11 protein-coding genes are annotated in these 13,892 nt (G+C 54.7%); 4 read left to right on the plus strand and 7 right to left on the minus strand.

Annotation, left to right across the window (positions count from 1 at the left end):
* Positions 1-140: 140 nt before the first annotated feature.
* From KI614_RS09330 to KI614_RS09345, 4 genes are all read right to left on the minus strand, one after another.
* Positions 141-716, minus strand: a complete 576-nt coding sequence (locus KI614_RS09330; protein ID WP_226404980.1) for a nitrous oxide reductase accessory protein NosL — start codon at positions 714-716, stop codon at positions 141-143.
* A 53-nt stretch (positions 717-769) separates the two neighbouring features.
* Entirely contained in the window at positions 770-3,124 is a 2,355-nt protein-coding gene (locus KI614_RS09335) for a TonB-dependent siderophore receptor (protein WP_226404982.1), read from the minus strand.
* A gap of 110 nt (positions 3,125-3,234) precedes the next feature.
* Positions 3,235-4,170, minus strand: coding sequence for a FecR family protein (locus tag KI614_RS09340; protein WP_226404985.1), 936 nt, complete (start codon positions 4,168-4,170; stop codon positions 3,235-3,237).
* Positions 4,167-4,664 (minus strand): RNA polymerase sigma factor, encoded by a 498-nt coding sequence (locus KI614_RS09345; protein WP_226404987.1) that lies wholly within the window; start codon positions 4,662-4,664, stop codon positions 4,167-4,169. Before KI614_RS09345 ends, KI614_RS09340 begins: the two co-directional genes overlap by 4 nt.
* Positions 4,665-4,908: 244 nt before the next feature.
* Here KI614_RS09345 and KI614_RS09350 point away from each other — a divergent pair, with 244 nt between their 5' ends.
* The 4 genes from KI614_RS09350 to KI614_RS09365 all read left to right on the plus strand — a co-directional run bounded on the left by KI614_RS09350 (position 4,909) and on the right by KI614_RS09365 (position 7,680).
* Positions 4,909-5,661: a Crp/Fnr family transcriptional regulator gene (locus KI614_RS09350; RefSeq protein WP_226404989.1), complete on the plus strand. Its 753-nt coding sequence runs from the start codon at positions 4,909-4,911 to the stop codon at positions 5,659-5,661.
* Between the two features lie 152 nt (positions 5,662-5,813).
* A complete protein-coding gene (locus KI614_RS09355) occupies positions 5,814-6,515 on the plus strand; it encodes a sulfite exporter TauE/SafE family protein (protein ID WP_226404991.1) in 702 nt (233 codons plus the stop codon).
* Between the two features lie 80 nt (positions 6,516-6,595).
* A complete protein-coding gene (locus tag KI614_RS09360) occupies positions 6,596-7,201 on the plus strand; it encodes a nitrous oxide reductase accessory protein NosL (protein WP_226404994.1) in 606 nt (201 codons plus the stop codon).
* A complete protein-coding gene (locus KI614_RS09365; protein ID WP_226404996.1) occupies positions 7,201-7,680 on the plus strand; it encodes a nitrous oxide reductase accessory protein NosL in 480 nt (159 codons plus the stop codon). Before KI614_RS09360 ends, KI614_RS09365 begins: the two co-directional genes overlap by 1 nt.
* A gap of 174 nt (positions 7,681-7,854) precedes the next feature.
* Here the strand turns inward: KI614_RS09365 and KI614_RS09370 are convergent, their stop codons facing one another.
* Genes KI614_RS09370 through KI614_RS09380 form a run of 3 tightly spaced genes read right to left on the minus strand, consistent with a single transcriptional unit; the run spans position 7,855 to position 13,869 of the window.
* Positions 7,855-10,095 carry a DEAD/DEAH box helicase gene (locus KI614_RS09370; protein WP_226409291.1) on the minus strand — a complete coding sequence of 747 codons (2,241 nt, stop codon included), beginning with the start codon at positions 10,093-10,095 and terminating at the stop codon, positions 7,855-7,857.
* Positions 10,067-11,362 carry an ATP-binding protein gene (locus KI614_RS09375; protein ID WP_226404998.1) on the minus strand — a complete coding sequence of 432 codons (1,296 nt, stop codon included), beginning with the start codon at positions 11,360-11,362 and terminating at the stop codon, positions 10,067-10,069. Before KI614_RS09375 ends, KI614_RS09370 begins: the two co-directional genes overlap by 29 nt.
* Positions 11,359-13,869 carry a TerB N-terminal domain-containing protein gene (locus tag KI614_RS09380; protein WP_226405000.1) on the minus strand — a complete coding sequence of 837 codons (2,511 nt, stop codon included), beginning with the start codon at positions 13,867-13,869 and terminating at the stop codon, positions 11,359-11,361. Before KI614_RS09380 ends, KI614_RS09375 begins: the two co-directional genes overlap by 4 nt.
* Positions 13,870-13,892 lie beyond the last annotated feature (23 nt).

Here is a 13,892-nt window from a genome sequence, read left to right on the forward strand (position 1 = left end):
ACAGCAGCGATGGCAAAGAGTTCAAGCTCTGACGTCGCCAACACGCTGCATCGGCAACGTTTAATTTCTCAATTTAGCTAATTTCTACAGTTGACCGCGGTATTGCTGCCCCCTGTTACAAGCGGTGGCAGCAATACCGATCAAGTAGCAGATGGATTGGCCTGCTTGCGTCGCAAGCGCTCACGATCATTTCCATAGCGCCGGATCAACCCCGTCGCAACTTCTTCCATTGAGGCACTGATTGCCGTTGCAAAGCTGCCGATTTCACCGCCGTAGGTCAATCTGGCCCGCACCGCAGCCTCCCGGCTGGCGAATGAAACCTTGCTGACCGGCGTCATCACGCCGCGCAGGTCACTACCGATCAGATAAGTTACAGACGAAACCTCAATCATCGGTTTCGGTTCCACCGTTGCGGCAAAGTCCGGCGCGTAGATGGCCAGAAAACCACGCCGCCGCTCACGCAGCATGCACTCGCCAACACAATGTACCGAGCAGGTGCCCTGCACATGGCCATCGGCGTAATGCAGCAAGTGCCGGGCGTAGTGGAACTTGCGGCGGTCCATGTTGCAGATGACGCAACGCGGGTATTTTTCCAGTTCGTTGTCGAGCGGAACGGGGTCGATATCCTCTGGACGGACGTCATTTTTTTCCTGTGCGGAGGCCCTGCCCGACATGGCCAGCAGGATTGCACTGCCAAGCAATGTTCTTCTTTTCATAAAATCTCCTGTGAGCACCCGGGGAAAGCTCTCCCTGGGTAAACCTCAGACCATCAGTAACTGCCCCGCAGAGTCAGTACCACATTACGCGGATCACCATAGGTGTTGTAGGTATTTGTCCCACCAAGACGGGTGTAATACTTTTCGTCGAAGAGATTATTGATATCCAGCGTCACAGCATAATTTTTGTCGATTTTGTAGCCAATCTGTGCTTTGACGACCGTATAACCATTTTGCTCACGTGCAGCAACAGTCGGAGTTGGCGTGCCGCTAGCTGACTGAGTGGCACCGTTGATGCCAAGGCCAATGCTAAAGCCACTGAGCGTACCTTCCCCAAACCGATATTTACTCCACAGTTTGTACATTTCCTTGGGGTACCAGAAACTGACAGGTTGGCCAGTGCTCGTTCCATTATTCAGCCACTTGGTGGTCAAATTGGTATAACTGGCTGAAATATCCAATCGTGCCAACGGACTGCCGACCACTTCCAGTTCCCAGCCCTTGCTTTCCAATTCACCTGCCGAGATGTAATAACCGGGATTGTTGGCATCAGACAATGCCCGGTTGGTATCGCGTATATCGAAAAAAGCACCTGTAACAGCCAGTTTTCCACCGAAAAGATCAACTTTGCTGCCAAGCTCATACTGTTTGCCTACACGCGGATCAAGCACGGTGTTGTCCACTCGCTTCTGGGTTTGTGGGACAAAAATATCAGCGTAGCTGCCATAGAGCGAAATATCGCGAGTGACGTCATAAATCAAACCAGCGTAGGGGGTGAATTCACCGTTGGCTTTACCCCCCTGGCTCCAGTCAGTCGGTGTCGGGTTTGGAGCAATATTGCGTGATTTGTAGTCGTAGTTAGAGAAACGGCCACCAAGAATTGCCTTGAGCGGATCAGCAAGATTCAGCGTCAACTTTCCGTACAGCCCTGATTGTGTCGTCACACTCTGGCTTCCGGCCCTGTAGATCACGTTTGGCTCAGGCACAGCGGGTGGATCGGCCAGCGAAACATTGGGAACATTCAAGTAAGAACTACCGGAAGAGTTCGGATTCGCCCCACGGCCAGTACTTTCGTAATTGCTGTAGTTAGCACCAATCAGTAAGTTATGCTTTCTTCCCAGTAAATTGAATGGGCCGCTGGTAAACAAATCTGCACTCTCATGCACATATTCGTACTCGAATTCACGGCGTGCGTAGTTACCAATCATCATCGTGCCCGGAGTTACACCGGTTGTTGGATAACTATCTTTGAAAAAGAAACGTTGATCTCGGCGGTTTAGCTTCAGAGTGGTAACCCATTCACTGTCAAATTTGTGCGTTAACTCACCACCAATGTCTGTCGTTTCCCATTCAAGCTTGTTCCAGTCCGGGTAGGGATTGAATGACCGTGGAACGGACAGGAAAGTCCCGTTGGTATAAGCAGGTAAGCCAGAAAACCCCGTAGAGTCGTTATTCTGATAGGCCACGAAAACATTGGCCGTAGTTACCGGGGTAATATCGAGATCCAGCGTCCCGTAGGCCAACATTTTTTGGTCATGGGCCCTGTTGTAGACATAGCCACGGTCGACATAGGAAATGACCGCTCTACCACGCAGGCTCTTGTTGTCATTAAGCGGGCCGCTTACGTCACCTTCAAGACGATAGTTATCCCAAGTGCCACCAGAGACCAGCCAGTTGGCAGTAAAGACATCCGTTGGGCGCTTTCTGACAAAATTCACAGTCCCGGAGAAGGAACCTGAGCCTTGCAACACACCGGAAGGACCACGCAACACCTCAACGCGCTCGTACATTGCCAAATCGAACTGTTGATAGCCTGAAAGCGGCATTGAGGAGGGCGATCCATCGTTTTGCAATTCCAAAGCCCCCCCACGTGAATGGTACTGGCCTTGGGTAATGTCATTTGAAATGGCCTGAACACCAGCTATTTGTGACAAAGCATCCCACGTTGTCACCATATTCTGGTCATTCATCTGATCGCGAGTCAGTACAGAAACCGAATTAGGAATTTCGCGAAGCGTTTGGGGGGTTTTGCCTGCAATAGTAGTTTTATTTGCCTTGTAACCACGCTCTGCGTCCGCTGTCACCAAGACTTCAGGCAAGACCGTCAATCCTGTCGCTGACCGCTTGATGACATAAGTTCCCTTACCCGTATTGCCAAACACAAACCCGCTGCCTTCGAGCAGCTTGCGCAATGCTTCTTCCGGAGCGATCTGGCCATGTAGCGCGACAGACTTGGTACCCTTAACTTCATCCGCATTGAACAATATCTGGATCCCGCTTTGAGTCGCCAGGGAAGTCAAGGCGCCTCCCAGGCTTTGGGCTGAGATATCGATTGGTTTGGTTTGAGCGAAAGCGCTACCGGAATAAATAGCGGCGACAAGCAGCGCGAGGCGTAGTGGTTGGTGCATGAGGCTTCCCCTGTTACGTTGTTTTGAGCGGACGCATCGGTCCGACACTGCTTAAGACGTAAAGGGAAGCTTCACCCTGACATTGGTCGCGAAATTAATTTTCAGTGTGCTCAACGTTGACGCAACCGGGTGCCATCCGGTGTTTCTTCCGCCCGGATCGGCAGGATGACGCCAAGAGCCTTGAGTAGTCCGACCCGATCCGTCCGGTCAAAAACACCAGTAACCCGATAATTGCCAAGCGATGTATCAGCAAGGCTGATCTGACGTTCATGCTGTCGATTAATCTGACGCACGACCTCACCGAGCGATACATTTTCAAAAATCCAGCGGTTGCCTAGCCATGCCTCGACTGCCTCCGGATTGATGGCCTTGGCTGCATAAATTTCACCAGCACGGTAACCCGCTTGCTGGCCACCAGTCAGCAGGCTTTTCTTCGACAAGGAATCAAGGCTGATCTCGACTGCACCTTCTTTGACGGATACAGTGACCAGGCCCTGATCTTCGAGCACATTGAAGGTTGTACCGATATCTCGCAAAGTGCCTGTACCGGCCTTGACTTCAAATGGCCGCAGCCCCGGGGCAACCTTGAACAGTGCCTGGCCACGCTCGAGCGTAATCCGACGTTGCCACAGCGTGTACTCAATGCGCAACGCCGTTACTGCATCCAGTTCGATCACAGATCCATCGGACAAGACAAGCTGGCGAGTCTCGCCAATTTTTGTTATTTGGAGCTGGTCGACCGTGGTAATCGAGCAAATGAAAGCCAGGGCAATAGCGGCAACAATCCCGACAACACTTCTGGTGATGCGTTTCTTCCGTGGGCAAGGTCGTGACATGCCATCAAGAACTCCCCATAGTTTTTCAAAACTGGCGTACTCCCTCCGGTGTCGCTCAGAGGCGGATAACCAGTGCTGAAACCGCTGTCGCTCTTGATCGGCAACCTGCGGTTCGCGCATCCTGAGAAACCAGGTAGCAGCCTCCTCCGCCAGCAATTCAGGCTCAGGATGACGAAGATTGTCACAAGAATGACTCGCCTCCCGGGTCATGCCTGCATCACCCGAAGGCGCAAATGGATCAAGGCACGAACAAGGTGTTTCTCGATCGCATTCAAGGTCACCTGATATTTTTGGGCCAGACTTGCCTGTGGAATGCCATCAAATTTATGCAGGACAAACACCTCGCGGCATTTTGGGGGAAGTTCCTCGATCGCTTGACGTAAACGGTCAAGCTCCTGGCGGGCAATGGCAAACCGTTCCGGTGACGGGTAGTCCGAAGCCAACTCGTCGCACGCTTCAATATCGAGCCATTGCCCGGCTTTAAGCGGGTTGGCCCGAGCATGGTCGATCGCCATGTTGCCGGCAATTCGGAATAAAAATGCCCGAGGATTCTGAATCGGCAACTCAGGTGCTGCAGCCATGTACCGGATAAAAACCTCATGGGCCAATTCTGCAGCCACTTCGACGCAGGAAAGCCGTCTCTTCAGGAAACGACGGATCTCACCGATGTGTTCGATATAAAGGCAGGTAATCGCGCTGGCCATAGGACGCGTGGGGCAATATTGAATCTTGCAGATTTGATGGCCGCGATTTTAGAAGCTCTGGCTTTCGTGAGCATGCGACTAATTGCCGCACATTCGGCAATTCGGAGTGATGTATTCGATATTTCTTGGCCTTTTACTGCCTTTGCAGAGATGGCCACCGGAGAACTTAATCTCGATCAAAGATTCACGTTCCGCTATTCTGAAAATTGCGTTCTCCGCTTTTGACAGCACAACCAAATAAATAATGACCACCCTCAACAGAACCCACAAGTGCAACGGACGCAGCAATTGCTTTACCTGCTCCCTGCGCAGCACAATGGTTTGCGCAGATGTCAGCCTGGAGGATCTCCTCGCTTTTCATACACCGATTGATGATCTGGTTTTTGAAAAGGATGCGACCATCTACAACATGACCGACCGTGCTTCGGCCGTCTATTGCATTCGTCACGGAGTAGTCAAGCTGGTTCGTTACGATGTCAGTGGCAACCAGCGCATCGTTCGATTTCTCAAGAAAAATGACGTGCTTGGGCTCGACTCGGTCTTTTCGGAAGAGCAACACCACACGGCAATTGCACTGACCGAAGCACACTTATGTCGAATTCCCATAGTGCATTTTCGCCAATTCATTGCCGAACATCCGGCGTTGCAACTGCGTCTTTTCGAGAAATCCCAGGAAGCGTTGCGGGATGCGGATAACTGGCTGTCTGAACTGGTCAGCAACACCGTACCGGCCAAAGTTCGTCTGGCCAGGCTGCTGTTGCGATTGCGTATTGGAGAAAGCGACCGGGCGCATCGCTTGAGCATTGTTGATTTCGGGGCCATCCTTGGCATTGCCCCTGAAACGGTCAGCCGTTTGCTGAATGAACTGATGGATAGCGAAATACTGATGAAGGCTGGCCGAGGCCCGAACGGCCGAAACTATCGGGTTGATATCCCGGCCTTGACGCTGGTCTCCCAGGATGCGAACCGGGCAAGGCAGACGAGAAAGACCTACTGAATTACTGACTGTTTCGACCGTTGACCGCGGCAACGTGAAGACCTTGGGCAATCAATCCAGCACACACGGTTCAGGAGGCTGCAGTTTCCACAGCGCCTATTCATACTCACGGCATTTGTTAGACTCTGCTCGCTTACTTTTTGTGAATTGCCATGGACCATAGCCACCACCACGCCATCACCGAATTTTCCTACTGGTTGGCCTTCATGACCGGGCTGCTTGGTAGCGGCCATTGCCTGGGGATGTGTGGCGGGCTGGTTTCCGGTTTTTTCATGAAACTCGGCGCCAAAGGTATTTGGCCATATTTGGCTTATCACAGTGCTCGAGTCGGCATCTACTCGGTTGTTGGCCTGATTGCCGCCGCAATTGGTGCCGTACTCATTTCAACGGGCCAATTCGGCAAATTGCAAGGTATGTTGCAGATCATTGCCGGGATCGTCGTCATGCTGCTCGGCTTCGATCTGCTTGGCGTATCACCATTCCGCAACCGTCTCGGTTTTGCGCCCATCGCCTGGCTACGCAAGCAGTTCACGCAGGCAGTACAGAAAGGCCCAGTGGTCGGTGCGCTAATCGGTGGCGCGATCAATGGCCTGATGCCCTGCTCGATGACCATGGCTATGGCCGTCAAGGCAACGACAGCCCCTTCGATACTGGAAGGTGGCCTGCTGATGCTGGCCTTTGGTATCGGCACCCTGCCCTCGATGCTGTCAGCCTCATTCCTGTTTGGCAAGCTTGGTCCTAAATTGCGTGGGTGGCTGCTCAAGGGGGCTGCATTATTCGTGATTGCACTGGGCGCAACAACGTTCTGGCAAGGCATTCGCTACTATGCCGTGATGCGCAATCTTCTAGGTTAGGTGTGACACTATGTCGCACTTCAAAAGCATCATCGAGGGCTAATATTTCACGGCCAATAAACAGCTACAGGGAGAGCAGAATGAAACGCCGTGACCTTCTCAAGATATCAGTCCTTTCAGGCTTGGCCGCCACTTCGATGCAAGCAACCGCCAACACGGCATGCACCACCGACGGTACGCCGAACCAATTCATTCCCAAGAAACCAGCCGATGCCAAGCCACTGGAGAATGAGTTCGAAAAATATCCGAAGTGCCCATATTGCGGCATGGACCGCAAGGAGCATCATCGTGCCCGCATGTTGGTCCAGTACGCCGATGACCTGAGCGATGGCGTCTGCTCAATCCACTGCCTGTCGCTCAGCCTGGGCGTCAATATCGACCGCGAACCGAAGAATATCTGGGGCCCGGACTACGGCGCCACTATCGAACCGCGCCCATTGGTATCGGTCGATGGCATGGTTTATCTGATTGGAGCCGATCTCAAGCACGCAATGACAAAACGCTCGAAACATTCCTTCGCCTCACTGAGCACAGCCAAGGAGTTCCAGGCTAAGCATGGTGGCTCACTGGGCAATTTCAACGATGCACTGCGCGAGTCCTATCTCGATATGGCCTCCGACGTCGGCATGATCCGAAAAAACCGTGAAGAACGTCGCAAGCGTGCGGCGGAGATGAAGAAGAGCTAATGTTCCGTCGCTTGCTTCCTGTCATTCTGATTCTACTCTGGGCACCCTTTGCGATTGCCCAGAGCCAGCCCAAACCTGGATCCAAGGACCTTTGCCCGGTCTGTGGCATGCTGGTATCAAAATATCCAAACTGGACAGCCGTCGTAACCTGGAAAAATGGGCATGCTCATTTTTTTGATGGTGCAAAGGATATGTTCAAGTTTCTTCACGACCTGCCCAAGTATGCACCGGGGCACCGCAAGGAAGATATCACCGGAGTTTACGTCACCGACTTTTACAATCTTGAACAGATTGATGCACGTAAGGCCGTATTCGTCATCGGTTCCGATGTTCTCGGCCCAATGGGACACGAATTGGTGCCGTTGGCAAACAAGGTTGACGCAGCAGATTTCCTGAAAGACCACAAAGGCAGGAAAACGCTTGTCTTTGATATGGTTGTTACCGAAATCCTTGTTGAAATCGATGCGGGTCGATTCTGACCAAGCAGATATGTAAAAATAACAAAAAGGCCGGGATCGCTCCCGGCCTTTCTCATTTTGACTGGGTGTTACTACGCAGCTGACCCATTCCCTTTAGTCTCAATGGGTTAGCTAATCTTTTTAGCAAAAAAAAAAATAAATAGCCGCGGGATGGCCGTCCCGCGGCCACCAGAACTACTCAATGCTCCCGCACAAGACTCGAGCCGTCTCCATCGCCCCTTCGAGGTCGAGGCATAGCGACACAAATGAACGCCTTGCCATTTCATCCGGCATGGCCCAATCCCACTTCTCTCGAAGCGTATTTTTTGCCTGCGCCAGTAGGACAACGGGGTCGAGGTCGTCAAGTTGCGAGATGTCCCGAAGCACTTCAATGACCTTGTCCATTGAGCCCCCGGAAACGCTGATTACCAGGCCGTCATTGTTAGACACCAATCCTCGTTGGGTCAGAAGAAGCGCCAGAGCATCGTTGCACCAGTCTCCGCGCCAAGTCAGTAGTTCAACCTCAGCACCTCGATGAGTAACCTGCGTCCTTTCGAGGCCTGCACGTCTGTAGTGCTCACGCCCTTCTTGAAGGAGTTGCTGGGCTTCATGGTCGAGAAACGCAATAGCGTGAGTCTCCGCAAGCACCTTTCGCATCTCCTGCCGAATTTTGTCGTGAACCATGGAGTGGCCACTCTCAAACATAGGAGGAGCCCCTCCTTTGTCGGGCGAAACAACAATCAGCTTCTTCTCGGTATCGACATCAAGCACTCGCCAACGTCTTCCGGCAAAAATCACACCTTGCTGTGGCAATAGCGGACGACTGAGCGGGAGCGTGCCTAGCGTTTTCCCGTCACAAACCAAGCGGAATTCCTCTTCCGTGGCGAAGGCTGCGTAGAAGGTGTAATGGTTAACCAGTTGCTCCCCGACCTCGCCGTGGAGAAGCAAGCCCGAGCTTTCCTGGGTGAGAACGCGTAACGTTCCCAAGTGCCGTAGCAAGGCGACGAAGTCGTCTTTTGATACTCCCGCGAAGGGGCCATCGGTCGCGACCAAGGCCGACCACAGCTGTGCTGCCGTAGCCCCGCCTCGCTCGGCAATAATCGACAAGATTTGTTGAATCAGCGTCGAGCCGTGCAGCCCGCTTACCCGCGGCGGTTCGAACCATCCAGCTATCAGCAGGCGAATCATTGCGATTGACTGGACAAGGCCTTCGCGCAGGCAATCCGATGTGGACGAGCTTTGTTCCAGTTGGGGCTCAATGCAGTAGGCCCGGAGGATTGCAGACTCGCCTTTGCGACGTCCTGAACGACCCAGACGCTGACGAAGACTTGCAACCGAGGGCGGCTCACCAACCTGGCAGATGCTCTTGACCGAGCCAATATCGATGCCCAGCTCTAGGGTGGTCGTGCAAATCGCCGTTGCGGGTCGGCTTCCGTCCTTTAGCGCTTGCTCGGCTTCCTCTCGATATTCCTTCGAAAGGCTACCATGGTGGGCCCAGAACTCGTTTGGAACACAGTCGCGCTCGCACTTCCTTCGAAGCAGGTCCGTGAAGGTCTCAACCTTTTGCCGGCTATTCGGGAACACCAGATTGTTGGTGCCCCGCAAGACTTTGTAGAGATGGGCCGCAACATCAAGAAAACTCCCGCTGACAAGGTCTTCCGTCTCCGGATGGGCAATGTCCGGCTCAAGTTCAATCCGCGGTGGCTTGAGCCCATAGCCCTTCACCAGGACCTTAAGCTCCTGGCCGCCACCTTTCGATTCGATGAGTTCGACTTTTTCGGGGTCGGTGCTCCGGAGAAAATGGGCAGCCAATCGCATGTCCCCCAGCGTGGCGGACAAGCCGACACGCGGCACATGGTGCCCAGCTACCCGCTCCAGTCGATGAAGCAAGGACTGGAGTTGCTTGCCTCGCTCCGAGCCGATGAAGGCATGGAGTTCATCAATGACCACATAGCGAAGGTTCGCCATGAGGCCGGACATCGAGGTGCCGCGCGTAACGAATAAGGCTTCCAGCGACTCCGGGGTAATCAACAAGACTCCTTGAGGCGACTTCAGAAATCGATGCTTTTTACTGGCGGCGATGTCTCCATGCCAACCGACAACGGGGATGTCCAGCGACTCGCACAACCCAGTCAGCCGACCCCACTGGTCGTTAATCAACGCCTTGAGCGGGCTGACATAAACGACGAGGCCTGAGGTGGACGGCTGCTGAAGCAGATGGGTCAGAATGGGGAAGAAGGCGGCTTCAGTCTTCCCGGCCGCCGTGGCCGCAGCCACAATGACATCACGGTCAGCATCGATAAGGGCCGGGATGGCCCTTTCTTGAGCGTCTCTTAGCTCGGTCCAGCCTTCAGTCCATATCCATCGCTGAATTCGCTCATCTAGCCGAGCAAACCCGGATGACGACTCAGAGTTGGAAGCTTGCAAGCTCGTCATCATCCTCAACCGAATGGTCGGCCGCACCGCCGTTGTCACTGGCAATTTCTGTTGAACCGATGAATTCTCGCCATTCGACGTCAGGGTTCTGCTCAAGGACAGCCAGGAGGTTGACGAATGCCGTAATCGTCGTGCGCGGGGTCCTGAAATACGCTTCTCCGAGTCGGGAGGCGCAGTGCTCCATGAATGCAGGGATAGCCTCATCGGGCAATAGGTAGCGTGCAACATCCCCTGAGGCGTAGACATGCCTCAGCTTATGAAGCAGCACATAGAAGTCTTCTGGGGTCAGGCTGGCAAGACGCATCACCGGGCCCGAGTAATCAACCATTCCCGCCCGGGCAAAGGTGTTCTCGGCGAGCCGCGACTGGAGCGCCGCGTAGCTGTACAGGCCTCGCCGAGTATCCAGCAGGAATTCCGGCGTTCCCCCGAGGACAAAGCCCAGCCCTTCGGCTGAACCCTGCAGCGAATCGTTCAAAATGCGAAGAATCTGCTCGTAGTTCGAGTTTCTGGCCTGCGTGTTCGCCAGCTTGTACAGATTGACGAGTTCATCCAGGCATACCATGAGGCCGCTGTAGCCGGCCAAGCGGACGAACCGGGCCAACAGCTTCAACTGGTCATAGACCGAGGCGTCATCAACGATGGTGCGGACCCCAAGCGCCGCCCGAGCATCAGTTTTGGTCGAGAACTCGCCCCGAAGCCAACGGATGGCGTCGGCCTTGAGCTGCTCATTGCCATCCTCGAACCCACGACAATACGCAGCGATGACTTCCGCAAAATCGTAGCCATTGACCATCTCGGCGAGTTGCCCCAGGCGCTGGCGGATGACGTCCTCCGTTGTCATTCCTCCCGTTTTTGCATCGGCCTTTGCTTGCGCTACGAACTTTTCGACAACGCCAGCCAGAGCACCGCCCTCGGGTTTGGTCCGGGTTGCCATGTTCTTCGTCAGCTCGGCATAGAGAGAGCGTGCCTGACCGCCGCTTGCATGCAACCGCCTATCGGGATTCAGGTCCGCATGCATCGTGACCAATTTCTTCTCAAGCGCAATCGCGCGAACCAGGTTCAGGAAGAACGTTTTACCCGAGCCGTACTCCCCGATAACGACACGGAAGCCTGACCCGCTGTCGGCAATGCGTTCCACATCGCGCATGAGCGCCTCTAGCTCTTTGACGCGGCCAACCTGAACCAAGTGCTGGCCGGTACGAGGCACCACGCCGGCGCGGAGAGATTGGACCAGGGCGTCGCGGTCCTTAGGTCGGATGGTGCTCATAGGGGTATCTGCTCCAGAAGTTCTTGGTTAATTTCGATGGGGTCGTCCCCTTCGGTGAGGGGCGCTTCAAACATGTCTAGCATCGCCTCGTTAATATGCTCGAGCGCTCCGTCCAGCATCAACTCCATATCGGCGGCAACATCACCCAGGTCCTCCCGGCTCCAGTGCGGGCGGGACACCAGGTGGCGAATAAACGACGAATAGTCGTCGCTCAGGCCGAGTATGCGGCTTTCAACATTGGCCGGCTCTTCTGCAGGCACGTCGGCCTGGGCGACCTCCGCCTCGTCAGGCGTGCCATCGGTGAAGACGCGTGCAAGCAAGGCGGATACTGCTTCTGTTTCTTTGTGGAGCTGCGCGATGCGAGCATGGTCGAGAGTAAAGCCTTGGGGAAGTCCGGCCTTCTGAGGGTCTGACCTCGACGTGGGGAGTGAGGCAGCTGCGACCTTGCGCGGTTCCCCTGGAGCAACGTGAAGGTCAGAATATACGAGTTGCGAGTCCAAACTCAGGGTCTTGTAGACGCGCTCGAGGAATTTGACTTCTTCCGGGGAGACTTGGCCGTCTGCTTGGCAGAGGTGGGCGAGGAATTGACCGACCGCTCGCTTGGCTTCCGCCGCCAGCGGCTCTAATTTCTTCTTAAGCGAGGCAAGTGCGGGGGGCTGCTCCAACCCCAAGCGCAGGCGTGCCTTGAGCCGTTTCCGGTGTGCATCACTGAGGTGTGCCCAGGAGTCGATTTGCCTGCTTAGGTGGAGCAGCTCATGGGATGACGCCTCCCCGTCGACATGGGCGGCAGCGCAACTCAAGTCTAGCGTGACAGTTGCCGCTTCATAGGTTGGGGTGCGCCGCATTGCCCCCTCTTCAGGCAGTGTCGGAAACAGCACGATTTTGTCTTCAGCCTTTGGTGCCTTGCTGCCCGCAATGACATCGGGTTCTATTCCGAGGCTTAGGCTCTCAAGGGCGTGGGCCAGGCCAAGCATCTTGTCACGAGACAATGGGCCCGAACTCTTCAGGCGGTTGGTCAAGTCCCCAAAGGTTATCAGTATCATTCCATCGCCAACGCGGCTCTTCAGGGTTTCGAGCTCTGCCCGAACCTCGGTAGGCCAAAGGGCTATGGGCAGCAAAAGAAGCCCTTCCAGGGCCTGTGCCTTGTCTGGATTCCGGCCAAGGTAGCGACTGTACGCATCCAGCGCATCGGTGCATTTATTTGCGAGCTCTCGCAACTCGGCGACAGGTGCCGTCACGGCCCCCACATCGGGCAATCCCGGTAGCGTGCGGGAATACTCCGCATACCGCAGCCCAGAAGATGCAGGCTGGTAGGTGATTTTGAGTTTCGTCCGATTAACCTTCAGGCGCAGGCCGCCCCGGAACACATCGACATACTGCTGCTTAAACAGAACCTCGAATTGTTCGTAGCATCGCAGGGCAGGTGTCCGGAGATAGGTGTTGGGGTCGGCCCTTAGCCAGGCCAGTGCCCACTCGGCGGGAACTGGTTTTTGGTCGCGCGCAAATAGTCCCAATCCGATTCGGAGGCTGAGTGGCAGCTCAAACCCTTTTTCATCTGGGAGAACGGGCGGAGCACCTGGGGTCTCCGGGTCGGAGGGGGCGAAGGCGAATTCCAAGAAGCGGCTGGCGTAGCCCTTAAACGAGCGATTGTGGCCGTAAGCGGCTAGCAGCCTTTGCGTTTCGGCTTCAATCGCGGATAACTCTGGGCTGCCTTTAGGTTCACTGGTCGTGTCTTCCAGAACTCGGCGCTCGAGCCCATAGAAGAACAAAAACACGTACCCAATATCCACCGACGGGTCCTTGCGCCCACCTGCAAGCCACGACAGGTATGCCTTCCTTGCCTCCGGCGAAATAGTCGAGTAGCTGGGCCAGTAGCCCATCTGTTTCAGCGAAAGGTCGGGATGAGCTGAAGCAATGGAGAGCCGAGGGTCGATAAGCGATGGGTCCGGCTCTGGACTATTCTTATGCGGGATGCCGACAAACAGCATGCCGCCGGGTATTTCAAGCCCGCCCACGGTAACCGATTCACCTGGCGGCACCCATTGAACCCCCTTTGATAGGCCCGCAGGGGCGGCCGGAATTGGGTGAACCCTATCTTGGTGACCGGAGATGCGGATTGATACCAAGCTGTCAGCATGCACAACTGCGCGCGGGGAGCCTTGTTTGGTGGGGGGTATGCTCATAGGCGCAGGAATAACGTTTGGGTTGCCTCCGTGTTGGTCAGTTTCTACGCCAGAGCAGCAAGCATCGTTCGTCGGTATTTGCAGAGGGGAAGCCCCGTTTGTGGAGTTTGTTGCCCCTGCGTTTTCGCTGGGAAAACTTCGGGCATCTGCTTGCTCAGGCGGCACCTCGCGGGGGCGTTGAGTCTTGATAAAAATGTATGCCAATAGGATTGGCCCTCCCGCCAAAAGGAGAAGCCAAAGCACCTTTTTCGGGATGAATATAAAAGCGAGAACGACCAGCGCAATGCTGACAAGAAGAGGATTGTTATTTTTCTTTTTTGCCACGGTCAGGGTATCTTCAATAATTA

The organism is Dechloromonas denitrificans (assembly GCF_020510665.1).
Taxonomy (GTDB): Bacteria; Pseudomonadota; Gammaproteobacteria; order Burkholderiales; family Rhodocyclaceae; genus Azonexus; species Azonexus denitrificans_B.

What these genes read in the sequence shown, in the direction of transcription:
- KI614_RS09330 (WP_226404980.1), bottom strand. Translation starts at nt 716, where the DNA reads ATGAAAAGAAGAACATTGCTTGGCAGTGCAATCCTGCTGGCCATGTCG.
- KI614_RS09335 (WP_226404982.1), bottom strand. Translation starts at nt 3,124, where the DNA reads ATGCACCAACCACTACGCCTCGCGCTGCTTGTCGCCGCTATTTATTCC.
- KI614_RS09340 (WP_226404985.1), bottom strand. Translation starts at nt 4,170, where the DNA reads ATGACCCGGGAGGCGAGTCATTCTTGTGACAATCTTCGTCATCCTGAG.
- KI614_RS09345 (WP_226404987.1), bottom strand. Translation starts at nt 4,664, where the DNA reads ATGGCCAGCGCGATTACCTGCCTTTATATCGAACACATCGGTGAGATC.
- KI614_RS09350 (WP_226404989.1), top strand. Translation starts at nt 4,909, where the DNA reads ATGACCACCCTCAACAGAACCCACAAGTGCAACGGACGCAGCAATTGC.
- KI614_RS09355 (WP_226404991.1), top strand. Translation starts at nt 5,814, where the DNA reads ATGGACCATAGCCACCACCACGCCATCACCGAATTTTCCTACTGGTTG.
- KI614_RS09360 (WP_226404994.1), top strand. Translation starts at nt 6,596, where the DNA reads ATGAAACGCCGTGACCTTCTCAAGATATCAGTCCTTTCAGGCTTGGCC.
- KI614_RS09365 (WP_226404996.1), top strand. Translation starts at nt 7,201, where the DNA reads ATGTTCCGTCGCTTGCTTCCTGTCATTCTGATTCTACTCTGGGCACCC.
- KI614_RS09370 (WP_226409291.1), bottom strand. Translation starts at nt 10,095, where the DNA reads ATGACGAGCTTGCAAGCTTCCAACTCTGAGTCGTCATCCGGGTTTGCT.
- KI614_RS09375 (WP_226404998.1), bottom strand. Translation starts at nt 11,362, where the DNA reads ATGAGCACCATCCGACCTAAGGACCGCGACGCCCTGGTCCAATCTCTC.